This is a genomic window from Micromonospora zingiberis (assembly GCF_004331455.1).
Classification (GTDB): domain Bacteria; phylum Actinomycetota; class Actinomycetes; order Mycobacteriales; family Micromonosporaceae; genus Micromonospora; species Micromonospora zingiberis.
In genome coordinates this window covers 1-13407 of sequence record NZ_SJJR01000019.1, presented here as the reverse complement: position 1 = coordinate 13407, position 13407 = coordinate 1, and the positions used below count along the sequence as shown (strand labels likewise).

Here is a 13407-nt window from a genome sequence, read left to right as displayed (position 1 = left end):
GGCAGCAGGCTCAATGCCGCAGGCCGGTACCCACCAACATCCGCTCACCGCACGTCCGGAGGTAGCACCCGGACGTGCGGCAGGCTTCGGAAACCGACTGGCCGGTCCGTGTTGCGCCTGGACACAATGAGGTCATGGCTGATCTTCAGGCACTCGCGATTCGGTTCAGCGCTGAAAGCGATGCCAGTCGGCTCGAGGAGTTGCAACGCGGTAGCTGGATACCCACAGTGACGCCGGCCGGTCCATACGAGCCACGCAGTTTCTTCCACCACCACCGTCCCGACGAGGTCCTGGTCGCGGTGAACGGCGCCCTGCCGATCGGATACATCGTGGTGCGTCGCGCTTCGCAGATGGCAAGCCACGCCCACGTGGCGTCCATCGACGGACTCGGCGTTGCCGCCGCCTCCCGGCGGCAAGGCGTCGCTGGCGCACTCCTACGCGCCGCCGAGCGTGTCACGGCCGAGCGCGGCTTCACGCGCCTGACGCTGCGCGTGCTCAGCTGCAACGTCGCCGCCCTTGCTCTCTACGCCCGACACGGCTTCGAAACCGAGGGCGTGCTCCGTGGCGAGTTCCAGCTTCCCGTCGGTCCGGGCGGCGGCATCGCGAGCGTAGACGACATCCTGCTCGCAAAACGGGTGGTCTGACCTCGGCGAAACCGCCTTTCGAAACGACACAAGCAGACAGGCTCTCTTTTGCTCCAGGGCTTAGAGCGACCGGCAATAGGCCGACACGTCCTGATAGCCAGCCCGCCACCCTGGGCGGGGAAGATCTTGGTACGAATCTGCCCCTTGAGGGGCGCCCTCGTGCCAAGATCTCGGATGCCTTGGCGTGGCAGCGAGCCTGCCAGATGGTTGCCTGGGGTCAGTGACGGGCCCCTGGGCATGTGCCGCGTCCGCTTCCGGCCGCTCGACCTCCCGCTGCGTCACCACCACCAATTGCCGGCCGCTCTTACACGCCTCGTGGCCAAGTTCGTGCCGCCCGACCATGCGGGACGCCCCGTTACCGACCAGCCGGTTAGCGACCATCCCCCGACCAGCCGGTCAACGACCACAGGGCGGGGCGTACGGGAGGTTGCTGTCGGAACTGGCGGCGGCGATCCGACGGCCATCGGGGCTGAACGCGACCGAGTTCACCCACGTGCCTGGGCCGGTCAGTCTACCTACTGACACGGGGCGGTCCGGCCGAACGAGATCCCACAGGTGAACGTTGCCGTCGGCACTACCGGCCGCGAGCGCCTTCCCGTCCGGACGGAAGGCCACCGAGTAGACCGTCTTGGCGGCACCGCTCAGGGGTGTTCCCACGGCGATCGGCGTGAGCGGCCGGCGGACGTCCCAGAGCCGAACCGTGGTGTCGGCGCTGCCGGCAGCGAGGAACCGGCCGTCCGGGCTGAAGGCGACCGACTGGACGAAACCGGTGAAGCCCTTCAGCGCTGATCCAAGCGGACGTGCCGCGCCCGGGTGGGTGACGTCGAACAACCGGACGGTGTTGTCGGCGCTGCCTGCGGCGAGGGTCCGGCCGTCCGGGCTGAACGCCACCGAGTAGACAGTGTTGGCGGGACCGCTCAGGATGCCGGCAGCCGACGGCGTTCCCTGGTCGGATATATCCCACAATCTGATCGTCCGGTCGCCACCGGCGCTGGCCAACATCCGCCCGTCAGGGCTGAAGGCGAGCGAGTAGACGGTGTCGGTGTGCCCCGACAGTGGTTCACCGACCGGTACCGGCCGGCCCGCATGCGGGAGGGTCCAGAGGCGTACGTCGCCGTCGCTGCCGGCCGCCGCCATCAGCCCGCCGTTCGACAGGAACGCCACCGTCTGCATGACGCCAGGCGGCCCCATGACGCGGGTGACCGTCGGCGACCCGTATGAGTTGAGCAGGCTGGACCTGGACTCGGGTATCGCCGCGATCCGGTAGGCGACCAGTGACAGCTGCATCGCAAGCGCGGCGTCCTTGGCGCGTACCTGGTTGGCGACGGTGGCGACCTGCCGTGCGACCGCCAGGTTCCGCTGTTCGTCGGCGGCAGCGCGCTGTTGCAACGCGAACGCGGTCGAGCCGGCCGAGGCGACGAGGAGTGCGGTCAACGCGGCGAGGAGTTGTTGCATCCTGCGGCTGCGCCGCCGAGCTGTCTGTTGCTCGGCGAGCGCGTGGGCGATGCTGGCATCGAGGAATTCCCGCTCGATTGGGTCCAGCTCAGCATGGTGATCCGGTTCCGCCGCCCACTCGGTGGCGATGGTGAGTCGTCCTCCGCGGTATAGAGCGCTCTGGTCGCGACCCAGACCGCGCCAGGTTTCCGCGGCGGCGGTCAACTGGCGATGAATGCGCAGGCCGGCCCGGTCTGTGTCGATCCACGACCGCAGCCGGGGCCATGCCGTCAACAGGGCCTCGTGGGTGATCGTGACCCGGTCGGCCTGAGCGGTGATGAGCCGGTGACCCACGAACACGTCCAGAACGTCCTGCACGCCGTCCCCGGCCTGGCGAATCTGAGTGTGCGGCACGTACCGACGAGTGTCGGCGACGTCGTCCGCCACGTGGACCAGCCGCAGGAACAACCGACGCGCGAGCTGCTGCTGCAGGGGCGTCAACGAGGCGTATGCCTCCTCGGCGGTCCGTGCGACAGCACCGCGAATGCCGCCCGTGTCACGGTAGTCGGCGGTGGTGAGGCTCGCGCCGCCGCCGCGCTCCCATGTCGACAGGAGGGCATGGGACAGCAGCGGAAGGGCACCGGCGTCGTGCGCTACGTCCGGCGGCACGTCGCCGGGCGGCCGCAGATCCCGCAGGAGCAGCTCAACCAGGCCGTCGTCGACGGTTAGCTTCGCCTGGCGAGCTGGCTCCACGATGGCCCGGCGTAGCTCTGCCTCCCCCATCGGCGCCACGACTACCTGCGCGTTCTGCAGTGCCTCGGCGAGTTGCGGGTAGCGCAAGGCAGCGGCGTAGAAGTCGGCCCGCATCCCGATGACCACGAGAGCGGCGGGGCCCGGCCGGATGGCCGCGCCGTCTCTGGCCGCCGGCAAGCCGGCCGCCGCAGCCAACACCGTCACGAAGGTCTGGCGCTCAACCTCGTCCGCCCCCGCAGTGAACACCTCCTCGAACTGGTCAACGACGATGGCGATTCGCTCGCCGGCCAGCGCCGAGCGAGTCTGGTCCGCATCGGATGGTGGCGTCAGTTCCGGAGCAAGGTGCGGCTCTGCGGACAGCCTGGCCGCGATTTTCCGCGCGTCGTCGCCGGTCAGCGCCGCCAACTGCTCGGCCAGGGACAGCATCGGCCGGAGCCCCGGCGCCAGGATCAGAGGACGCCAACCGAGGTCGGACAGCGAGGCCACAAGGCCCGCCCGCAGGAGCGACGACTTGCCTGAGCCGGAGGGCCCCACGACGGTAAGTAGGCCGCCCCCTGTATTGGCGACGGCGCGCTCAACCAGGTCCGCCACGAGCTTTTCGCGGCCGTGGAACCATTGTGCGTGCTCCGGCTCGAAGCGGGCCAGACCGCGGTACGGCGTGCCCTCTCCCGCTCGTCGTGGCCCCGGCGCTCGGCGGGCTCGGGTGAGCGCCCGCCTCCATCGGTCGAGCATCTCTGGGTCGTCGATGCCGCACGCCCCAAGGATCCGGACGAGTATGTCCGGCGGCTTGACTGGCGGAAGATGAGTCCCTGAGAAGTAGCCACCGGCAGTACTGACGGGGATGTTCACCATCCGCGCCACGTCTCGGACGGTCAGGCCAGCTCGTTCACGGATTCGGGTGAGTTCGCGCCCGAACTCCAGGCGGGTCCGGATGTTTCCGACGTGTTCCGAGTCGATGCCCCAGGTTGTGTCGTCGGGCGTAGCCCTTCCCATCCACACACCCCTACCGCAGACGATGGTTCCTGCCGTCGACCGTCCTCGAGTATCCAATGGATGACGTAGCCGTACGTGTCGCCTTACTGACTGCACGTCATTGCATGGGAAGCGGGAAGAACCGGCGATCGCGCCACCGGAGTGAGCCGTACGAATCTGTCCAGCGCGCGTCCGGGGTTGTCCGGGGAATCCGCCAGACCCTTCCACCGGCCGTTCACACCGGCGACGGTCAACACGACGCCACCGAGGCGTCCGAACACAGCCCGTACTCGGACGGAGGAAAAATGCCCACGATCGCCCACACGACCAGCACCACGGTGAGAGGCACCGGACCAGACGGCCGTGCCACCGGCGCACCGTCGGCGGCGCGCGGGTGGCGCACCCGACTCACCGCAATGGCTGTCGGCCTCGCCGCAGCGCTCACTCTGGTCGGCCCGGCCCAGGCCGCGACTTCCGTACCGGAAACCCAGCAGTCGCTGGCCACGACGGCCTCAGCGGTGCGTCCGGACACGGCCGTCAAGCCTCTCGCCTACCCCAGGGGCTACGTCACCGAAGGCAACCTCCGCCGGAACCCCAACCTGGGCGCAGAAAAGATCGTCACCATCTACAACCAGTGGGTCGAGATCAGCTGCTGGATTGACGGCGGGCCGAACGGATTCGGCTCGAACCGGTGGTTCAAGGCCCACTACTACAGCCACGTCGGCTACCTCAGCAGTGGCGTGGTGAGCAGTCAGCCATCTGTGGGTGCCTGCTAGCAGACCACACCAAGCCGAGTTTGCTCGGCGCTGGCAGCACATCGCCAGCGCCGAGCATCCGGTCGCACGCGTACAGCGCGCGGCCTGCCATGGACGCACCGTCACACCATCAGCGTGATCGGCGTTCGCCACCCTGGGAACGGGCGGTCGACGACGCCTTCCCGCAATCGCCACGTTGGTCGGGACGAGATGGCGCCGGATCCCCAAGCTATCCGGCTCCAACCCAGTCCACGACCAACCGGCCGGGCCGGACCTACCCGGACCGGACACCCCCGACCCGGGCGTTCACCCTCGTCGCCGGTATCGGGCCGGCCCGTACCTTCGTTCACGCCCGGTCATGAGCGACCGCGCGCGGATCGACGCACGATGCAGGTGTCCGGGGCAAGGCCACCTTGCCTCCCGCCCCGGCTCGGGCCCACGACGGGAGGAGTTGCCGGAGTGGTCCTCCCAACGGATCGGTTCCAGGTACCGGACCGGGACGCGAGCGTGAAGGTTGGTTTTGCTGCCCCGGTCGCCGGTGACGCAGGCGACCAGAGGCCAGATGTCGAGGAGTTTGCCGTTGGCATTGACGCGGAACACGCCGTCGCCGGTGTCGGCGAGGCCGGAGTGGCAGTGGACGCAGCGGGACGCGCGCAGGGGGAGGCGCGTACGCCGAAGGGTCCAGGACAGCTCGATATGAGGACGCGTAGACATGATCTCCCTGAAGACCTGACGGAAGGCATGGGAAACGAGCCGACGGCGACGTCGGCGACCGATGCGGGAAGGTGTCAGGTCTACAGAGCAGGCGGCGTCACGCGGGGTGAAGTCCTCTCGTCAGAGTGGGCCGGAGCAGAAGATCCAGTTGCAAGGTAAGGCGGCTCGGGCCGGCGAGGCCACCTGTTTTGTCCTCATGGCGAACCAGCCACGCCACGGGCAGGGCCGGCGGTGATTCAGCGGGCGGGAAGCGGCTCGGACGGTGGCCGCCAATCCCGCCTGATCAGCCCGTAGACCCACGAGTCAGAGACCTCGCCGTTCACGACGCAGTCTTCCCGCAACGTCCCTTCACGCACGAACCCGAGTTTCTCCAGCACCCGGGCAGATGCCGCGTTGCGGGTATCGGTCTCCGCCTGGACGCGATTCAGGTCCAGCGTGTCGAATGCCCACCTCAGCAAGGCACGCGCGGCCTCCGTCGCGTAGCCGTGACCCCATGCCGCATCGTCGAAGCAGTAGCCCAGCGATGCGCTGCGGTAGTCCGGATTCCACCGGTTGAGGCTGCACCAGCCGATGAACGCCCCGTCGGAGACTCGATCCACGGCCAGCCGCGCCCCGGTGCCCTCCTCTGCCATCTGCCGGCAGGCCGAGATGAACCGCTCGGCGCGTACGCGTTCGCTCCACGGCGGCGCGTCCCAGTAGCGCAGCACGTAGGCGCTGCTGTGCAGCGCGAAGAGGGCGTTGGCATCCTCACCGTCGAAGGGACGCAGCTGGAGGCGAGTGGTGTGCAGCGTGGGGGTGGGCAGCGGCGGGCGCGTCATGTTCTCTCCATGATTGGTGGCCGGTCAACCAGACCTCCGCTGCCGGCCCGGCGCAACGGGTTTTTCCACGGTGAGTGCGGCGGTGACGAGCCCGACCGGGGTCCGGTCAGGCTGAAATCCACGCGGCCGTCGGCGCAGCTTCGGATGAACGGCCAGACCAATTCGCGCTCACGGCCCATTGGGCGTGCAGGTGTGCCAGCTAACATCTTGAGGTGTGGCCTAAACGCAGGACGCGCCTGGAAAATCGGGTCGTCGCCAAGGCGATGCGGTCCTTCTTCTCGTCGTTGTCGCAGGACGAACTCGCCCAACCTGCGAGTGTTGCCAGGGCTTACGCCGCGCACCTGTTCGACGAGGAACGGCAGCGGTTGGTCGCCGAAAAGCGGCTCGCCCGGTCTCCGTTCCACGTAGGGATCGGCGTGAGTGATGCCGAGTTCGCGGGCATCACCAAGAGGGCCCTGCTGGTGTCGGACACCCTGATGCTTTCTCACGAGCAGCGGCACCCAGCGCATGACACCGGCTTGACCACGTACGGCAGCAGCATGCTGCTCGAACCGCCGCTGCTGCCTGGCATACCAGCGCCGGCTATCAACAAATACATGGCACGGGTACGCATGCACTGTCCCGACCTGGAGTCTCTGGGGCAGTGGCTGGTCTCGTGCCGGGAGCTGTTGTGTGCGGGGCTGGTCTGGTACCTGCCGCGCTACTCGATCCTCGACAATCCCCTCATGGCCGTCATACACAACGGCTGGCAGCAGCGACACCTGTCGCTACAGGAACGGATGGCATATTGGACTGATCGATCCGAGCCGGAAGTCAAAGTGCCGTCGTTGTTCGACTTCATGGCGGCCAGTGGCCGAATTGTCGCGTTGGAGAACACTCCACCCCTGCTGAGCCGAGTCGTCATTCCCGTCACCCAACTCGACCTGCCGTTCCTCGAAGGGATCTCGCTCGGGGACTACGGAAAGATCACCGCGGATCATCTTGATTCCGCTCAGACCTTCAAGCGCTGGCTGCAGGATCAGCTGCTGGACCTGGATACCGCACTCGATGCTGTGGAACGCGACCGGGCGCTGATCCGCATCGGACACGACATCGCTGACGGCGTCCGCAGCGTGAGCGCTGACCTGAGCACCATCCGACGTAAGCGGGCTGTCTCCGCCACCGGTGCCGTCCTAGGCACGGTCACCGCCACACTTGCCGTCGTGTACGGCCCCGCGTTTCAGGTTGCCGCCACGATCGCCGGCATCGCAGGAGCCGGTAGCGTGTGGACGGCAGTGCAGTCCTGGGCGGACAACAACGCTCTGACGTTGAAGACCAACCGCTGGTATTTCGTGTGGTCCCTGACTCGACACAGCGAACGCTACGACGAGACCTGAACACGCTCGGCACGCGGTGACCGACGGGAATCGCGGCCTCCGGGCGTCGGACGCACTCTCGGCCAGGAGCGTGCACCGGACTTCCGCGCCGCACCGGCGACCTGCGCACGCAGGATGGTTCAGGCGGTCAGCAGGCGGAGACCGAGTTCTGCCGCGTCGAGGGCGACGAGGTCGCGGTTGCGGGTGGCCCACCGGCCCGAGGAGAGATCCTCGCGGAGCGCGCTCACTGCCCGCTGCTCGGCCTGCGGCCCGACTCTGGTCCACACCGATACTGCGCGGCGCACGTGCTCTTCCAGATATGCCTCGGGCCGGCGCCAGTACGCCTCGAAGAAACCGTCCGTGCAGTCCCACGGTACGAGCACCGGCTCCGCGCGCCCACCGATCGCGCGGGTCAGGTCGGCCATGGACGGCCAGCCGACGAGCAGGTCAGCGAACTCCGGCAGGTAGTCGCGGGTGAGCCAGAACCGCTCACGCCAACCGGTGTTGTCGGCGTCGTACGTGAACACCACCACGCGGCGGGCCACCCGCCGCATCTCCTGTAGGCCGGCAATCGGATCCGGCCAGTGATGAACGGTGCTGACCGCCATCGCGACGTCGAAGGACTGGTCCTCGAACGGTAGGTTCTCCGCCCGGGCGGCCACGCACGGTGCGGCGCCGGCTGGACGCTGGGCCCGCATAACCGCCGACGGTTCCACCGCCGTGACGGCACGGTCCGGTGGTTCGTACGATCCGGTTCCAGCCCCGACGTTCAGGACGGTGCGTGCGTCCCCGAGCGCCGCCCAGATGCGCGCGGCGATCCGCGGCTCGGTGCGCCGCGTCGCCGGGTACGCGGATCCGATGGTGTCGTACAACTGAGCGCCGAACACTCTCAGTTGCTCCTCCGGTGTGGTCCTGATGCCCATCGCCCGCGCCTCCAGTTCTCTGTCGATAGCCGTCACCATGGCGGCAGCCCGGTCGCGCTGTGCTCGGAGCAGATTGCGCAGTCGGCGCAGGTGCGCGACCGCGTCGGTGGCTGGGTCGTGCACCAGATTCGCGATCTCGCCCAGCCCGAAACCCAGCCGCCGGTAGGCGAGCACCTCCCGCAGCCGCTCCACGTCGTCCGCCGAGTAGGCCCTATGCCCGGCGGCGGTCCGCATCGACGGCGGCAGGAGGCCGATAGCGTCGTAGTGATGCAGCGTGCGGACGGTTACGCCAGCCAGCTCGGCGACACGCCCCACAGTCAAGTGCCCCTCCACGCCACCGACTATCTGACATGACGCCGGGTCAGGGGCAAGCGTGTCGGCCGACATGAGCGGCTTTGCCGGAGCCGGCTCGGCCCCACCGGACCGTGCGCCCAGGTGACCGGCACACCCCGGTGAGATCCGTCATGGGCGTACGGAGCCCCTATGGGTCGACGGCGAGGAAGACGCGGATGGTGTCGGCGATGGCGGGCCAGTCGGGGCTGAGCTCGTAGAAGTGGTGGCTGGCCTGGCTCTGCGCCAACTCGGCCCGGGGAAGCCGGGCGACCAGTGCCTCGGCGTGGGCGAACGGCACCGCGCCGTCGAGGCGGCTGGCGATCACCAGGGCAGGCTGGCTGACCTGTGCGGTGAGATCCTCGCGGGGCCGCATGTCGTTGCGGAAACCGGCCCCGGCGCGCATCTGGGAGAACAGCCAGGCCAACCACGTACGCTGCGTGGGGCTCAACTGCTCGAGCGCGCGTCCGCCGGGCAGGGTCGACAGGCCGTGCAGCAGTTGCCGGATGCCGAAGTTCGGGGATCGGCGCAGCAGCGCCCGTATCCCGCCCCAGGTGAAGCGCTCCGTGTGGGGCGAGAACATGACACTCGTCAGCAGGCGGGTGGGGCGGTCGGGATAGGGCAGCGGCCCCACGGCGCACTGGAGGATCAGCCGTTCGACCAGGTCGGGGTGGCGTGCGGCGAGCGCCACCGCGCTCGGCCCGCCGGCGGAGATGCCGACGACCGCCGCGACCCGGGTAATTTCCAACTGCCGGCAGAGGTCGGCGGTCACGTCGGCGAACCCGGGCACGGTGGTCCCGGTGGCCAGCGGCGTGCGGCCGTACCCGGGACGCGACGGTGCCAGGACAGTGAGGTTCGCGTCGGCGTACACCTGCTCGTCCAGCGTCAGGCTGGCCCGCATGTGTCCGCCGTGGAACACCACGACGGTGGCGTCGCCACGTCGGTCCAGCCGGTATTCCACCGGGCCGGCCGGCAGCTTCGCGATGCTCGTCGGGCGTTCGGTCAGCTGTTCCACCCTCCGATGCTAGGACACCGGCACGTGCCTGGGCTGTCCCTGCATCGACAAGATCAAGTCTGCCTCACCTGCTGGTCCGGCGGTTCGAGGAGGCGTTGCAGTAGCAGCAGACCGCTCTTGAGATCGGCGCTCCGGTCGAGCAACCACTGGGTACTCAGGCCGTCGGCCGCCGCGAGGACGAGCGAGGCCGCTTCCGCCAGGGAGATGTCCGACCGTACGCTTCCCGCCGCCTGGCCCTCCGCGAGAAGTTCCATGATCTTCCCTCGCAGGTCGGCGTACCGCTCGGAGAAGTGCGCCCGGGAGCGGTCGTTGCCCGCCTCCAGGGCGTGCGCCACCATGCTGTTCAGCAGGGCCATCAGCCCCGGCACCCGGATGCTGTGCTCGGTCGATCGATGGATCAGGTCGACGAAGGTGCCGTCTCCGTCGTACGGGGCGTCGAGGAAGCGGCGGTCGTGTTCCCGCAGCACCTCGATGAAGAGTTGCTCGCGGGTGCCGAAGTGGTGCTTGAGCACCGGATGCGTCACGCCGATCGCCTCACCGATGGCGCGCAGCGAGGTGCCCTCGAATCCCAGCCGGTCGTAGACCGCCAGCACCTCGTCGATGATCTGCTGCCGCCGCGCGAGTCCCTTGGCGTACGGGCCCCGCTTCGGTGAACCCGCCTGCCGGGCGGGCGGGATGCCCTCTGGGTCTCGATCGGTCATCGCATACCTCCAAGGCGATCGGCGGGCCGGTGGTGCCCCGCCGGTTCGATCCTATGACGACAGCCACAAAAATATCCATCCGGATATTTTCAGGCTACTGTCTCCTCCAAGCGATCGACCGATCGCCGGGTGCTCCGCCGGTTCGCGCCGCGAGCACCCACGGCGAGACCTGGTCACAGACACGCTGGAGGAGACGGCATGGCATGGCAGTTGTTCAGGCTCGGACGCTGGTCGTTCCGACGCCGGTGGACCGTGACGGGAATCTGGGTCCTGCTACTCCTCACCGTCGCGCTCGGGGCCGCGACCCTGTCGGGCAAGACCAATGACAGCTTCGAGTTGTCCGGCATCGAGTCGACGCAGGCGTTCGAGCTGATCAGGGAACGCGATCCCGATGCCGTACCGGACGGCGCGACGGCGCGGGTGGTGTTCCAGGCCCCGGACGGCGAGTCACTGGCAGACCCGGCCAACACCCAAGCCGTGTCGGCCGCGCTCGCGGCACTGAGGACGAGTCACGTCCTGTCGATCGCCGACCCGTTCGCCACGGGGACGATCTCCGAGGACGGGCGTACCGGCTTCGCCTCGGTCAGCTACGACCGCGGCGCGGTCGATCTGTCCGAGACGGACCGGGAGGCCCTCGAAGCTGCCCGTACCGTCGCCGAGGAAGCCGGACTGACCGCAACCATCGGCGGAGACGTACTCGGAGTGGAAATCGGCGGAGCGGTCGCCGAACTGATCGGCATCGCCGTCGCCTTCGTGGTGCTGGCCCTCACCCTCGGGTCGCTCGTCGCGGCCGGGATGCCGCTGCTGACCGCGCTGGTCGGCGTCGGCATCGGGATGGCCGCCATCGCCACCCTGACCGGGTTCGTCGACCTCGGCACCACGACCCCCGCGCTCGGCACGATGCTCGGGCTGGCGGTCGGCATCGACTACGCGCTGTTCATCCTGTCCCGCTACCAGGCCGAGGTGCGCCAGGGCCGCCCGCTGGAGGAGGCGGCCGGCCGCGCCGTGGGCACCGCAGGCTCCGCGGTGGTGTTCGCCGGCCTCACCGTCGTCATCGCACTCGTCGGCCTCGCCGTGTGCGGCATCGGATTCCTCACCGAGATGGGCCTGGGCGGAGCGTTCACCGTCGCCCTCGCCGTACTGATCGCGCTCACCCTGCTGCCCGCGCTGCTCGGATTCGCCGGCACCCGCATCACGAAGCGACGTCCTCGCGCCGTCAACAAGCGCCCCGTCGCCGCCACGGGCACCGGCGCCGACCAGAACCCTGACGAGCCACGTACCCTCGGTCGCCGTTGGGTCGAGGGCCTCGCCCGGCTTCGCTGGCCCGCGCTCCTCCTCGGGATCACCGCCGCCGCCGTGGCCTCCATCCCCGTGGCCTCCCTGCAACTCGCCCTCCCGGACGACAGCACCAAACCCGCAGGCAGCGACGTACGCGTCGCCTACGACCTCATCGACGAGCACTTCGGCGCCGGAGCCAACGGGCCGCTGCTCGTCGTCATCGACACCCGGGAAGCCCCGGACCCGGCCGCCGCAGTCGAGACCGCCACCGAGCGGCTGCACACGCTGGCCGCCGAAAGCGGCTCCGACATCGCCGCGGTGATCCCGGCCATCACCAGCGACAGCCCGCAGGCACAGCAGGCCTACGCGCACCAGCTCGCCACGGCGCAGTACGCGACCCTCACGGTGATCCCCCGCTCCGGACCGTCGGACGAATCCACCAAGGACCTCGTCGCCGACATCCGGGACACGCTGTCGAACCTGCCGGCGCAGAGCGGAGCCCGAGCACTGGTCACCGGCGTCACCGCGGTCGGCGTCGACATCTCCAACGAGCTGACCGAGGTGTTCCCGCTCTACCTCGCCGTCGTCGTGGGACTGGCGCTCATCCTGCTCATCGCGGTGTTCCGCTCGATCTGGGTGCCCGTCAAGGCCGCGCTCGGCTTCCTGTTCTCCGTCGGCGTCTCGCTGGGGGCGACGGTGGCGGTCTTCCAATGGGGCTGGCTCAACGAACTCGTCGGGCTCGACACCAGCGGCCCGGTGCTGTTCCTGCTGCCGATCCTGCTCACCGGCATCCTGTTCGGCCTGGCGATGGACTACGAGGTCTTCCTCGTCACCCGCATGCGAGAGTGCTACGTCCACGGCACTCCAGCACGCCAAGCCGTCATCGACGGGTTCACCCACAGCGCCCGCGTCGTGGCCGCCGCAGCCCTCATCATGGTCGGCGTGTTCGCCGGCTTCACCCTCACCGACGACATCATCCTCAAGACCATCGGGTTCGCCCTGGCCATCGGCGTCCTGGTCGACGCCTTCCTGGTCCGCATGCTCATCGTCCCCGCCGCCATGCTGATCCTCGGCCGGCGAATCTGGTGGATGCCCCGCTGGATGAACAAGGTCGTGCCGACCCTGGACATCGAAGGCGAGGCACTCGCCCGACACGGGTAAGAGCGGCCGGCAATTGGTGGTGGTGACGCAGCGGGAGGTCGAGCGGCCGGAAGCGGACGCGGCACATGCCCATGGGCCCGTCACTGACCCCAGGCAACCATCTGGCAGGCTCGCTGCCACGCCAAGGCATCCGAGATCTTGGCACGAGGGCGCCCCTCAAAGGGCAGATTCGTACCAAGATCTTCCCCGCCCAGGGTGGCGGGCTGGCTATCAGGACGTGTCGGCCTATTGCCGGTCGCTCTAAGCGCCGGGTTGACCGGCCATCCGAGTGCGGCCTTCCCGGGAATCGGGGCACCAGGCCGCCGGCGGACGGCAGCACGCAGGCACGGGATCCATCGATCATCGGAGTTCTCCACGCTCCGTGACCGATGGAGTCCCGTGCCTGCGCTGCCAGCCTCGGGCAGATCCGGAACAACGGCATACCGACTTAGAGCGGCCGGCAATTGGTGGTGGTGACGCAGCGGGAGGTCGAGCGGCCGGGCACATGCCCATGGGCCCGTCACTGACCCCAGGCAACCATCTGGCAGGCTCGCTGCCCCGCCAAGGCATCCGAG

10 protein-coding genes are annotated in these 13407 nt (G+C 68.7%); 4 read left to right on the top strand and 6 right to left on the bottom strand.

All coding sequences use genetic code 11. From position 1 onward, the window contains the following. Positions 1-134: 134 nt before the first annotated feature. The gene (locus tag E0H26_RS22750) at positions 135-644 is read left to right on the top strand and encodes a GNAT family N-acetyltransferase (RefSeq protein ID WP_131307026.1); all 510 of its coding nucleotides are present in this window, start codon (positions 135-137) and stop codon (positions 642-644) included. A 396-nt stretch (positions 645-1040) separates the two neighbouring features. Here E0H26_RS22750 and E0H26_RS22745 read toward each other — a convergent pair whose 3' ends face one another. After that, positions 1041-3824, bottom strand: coding sequence for an nSTAND1 domain-containing NTPase (locus E0H26_RS22745; protein ID WP_131307024.1), 2784 nt, complete (start codon positions 3822-3824; stop codon positions 1041-1043). A 284-nt stretch (positions 3825-4108) separates the two neighbouring features. Here E0H26_RS22745 and E0H26_RS22740 point away from each other — a divergent pair, with 284 nt between their 5' ends. Beyond that, positions 4109-4579, top strand: coding sequence for a hypothetical protein (locus E0H26_RS22740; RefSeq protein WP_131307022.1), 471 nt, complete (start codon positions 4109-4111; stop codon positions 4577-4579). Positions 4580-4864: 285 nt separating this feature from the next. Here E0H26_RS22740 and E0H26_RS22735 read toward each other — a convergent pair whose 3' ends face one another. After that, complete coding sequence (locus tag E0H26_RS22735; protein ID WP_131307020.1) at positions 4865-5272, bottom strand: DUF1062 domain-containing protein; 408 nt, start codon at positions 5270-5272, stop codon at positions 4865-4867. Positions 5273-5508: 236 nt separating this feature from the next. Beyond that, entirely contained in the window at positions 5509-6090 is a 582-nt protein-coding gene (locus E0H26_RS22730) for a GNAT family N-acetyltransferase (RefSeq protein ID WP_131307018.1), read from the bottom strand. 212 nt (positions 6091-6302) lie between these two features. Between E0H26_RS22730 and E0H26_RS22725 the strand changes: the two genes are divergently transcribed. Continuing rightward, on the top strand, positions 6303-7466 hold the full coding sequence (locus E0H26_RS22725; protein WP_131307017.1) for a hypothetical protein: 1164 nt from the start codon (positions 6303-6305) through the stop codon (positions 7464-7466). A 119-nt stretch (positions 7467-7585) separates the two neighbouring features. On the opposite strand, the gene E0H26_RS22720 is transcribed toward E0H26_RS22725, so the two are convergent. The 3 genes from E0H26_RS22720 to E0H26_RS22710 all read right to left on the bottom strand — a co-directional run bounded on the left by E0H26_RS22720 (position 7586) and on the right by E0H26_RS22710 (position 10414). Beyond that, entirely contained in the window at positions 7586-8701 is a 1116-nt protein-coding gene (locus E0H26_RS22720) for a MerR family transcriptional regulator (RefSeq protein WP_131307015.1), read from the bottom strand. Between the two features lie 148 nt (positions 8702-8849). Next, positions 8850-9713, bottom strand: coding sequence for an alpha/beta fold hydrolase (locus tag E0H26_RS22715; protein WP_165521958.1), 864 nt, complete (start codon positions 9711-9713; stop codon positions 8850-8852). A 53-nt stretch (positions 9714-9766) separates the two neighbouring features. Then, a complete protein-coding gene (locus tag E0H26_RS22710) occupies positions 9767-10414 on the bottom strand; it encodes a TetR/AcrR family transcriptional regulator (protein ID WP_131307013.1) in 648 nt (215 codons plus the stop codon). A 198-nt stretch (positions 10415-10612) separates the two neighbouring features. On the opposite strand from E0H26_RS22710, the gene E0H26_RS22705 reads away from it, so the two are divergent. After that, positions 10613-12853 carry an MMPL family transporter gene (locus tag E0H26_RS22705; protein WP_131307011.1) on the top strand — a complete coding sequence of 747 codons (2241 nt, stop codon included), beginning with the start codon at positions 10613-10615 and terminating at the stop codon, positions 12851-12853. Positions 12854-13407: the final 554 nt, after the last annotated feature.

Excerpts from the sequence above, each read along its gene's own strand:
- E0H26_RS22750 (WP_131307026.1), top strand. The coding sequence starts at position 135 with ATGGCTGATCTTCAGGCACTCGCGATTCGGTTCAGCGCTGAAAGCGAT.
- E0H26_RS22705 (WP_131307011.1), top strand. The coding sequence starts at position 10,613 with ATGGCATGGCAGTTGTTCAGGCTCGGACGCTGGTCGTTCCGACGCCGG.
- E0H26_RS22745 (WP_131307024.1), bottom strand. The coding sequence starts at position 3,824 with ATGGGAAGGGCTACGCCCGACGACACAACCTGGGGCATCGACTCGGAA.
- E0H26_RS22740 (WP_131307022.1), top strand. The coding sequence starts at position 4,109 with ATGCCCACGATCGCCCACACGACCAGCACCACGGTGAGAGGCACCGGA.
- E0H26_RS22730 (WP_131307018.1), bottom strand. The coding sequence starts at position 6,090 with ATGACGCGCCCGCCGCTGCCCACCCCCACGCTGCACACCACTCGCCTC.
- E0H26_RS22735 (WP_131307020.1), bottom strand. The coding sequence starts at position 5,272 with ATGTCTACGCGTCCTCATATCGAGCTGTCCTGGACCCTTCGGCGTACG.
- E0H26_RS22710 (WP_131307013.1), bottom strand. The coding sequence starts at position 10,414 with ATGACCGATCGAGACCCAGAGGGCATCCCGCCCGCCCGGCAGGCGGGT.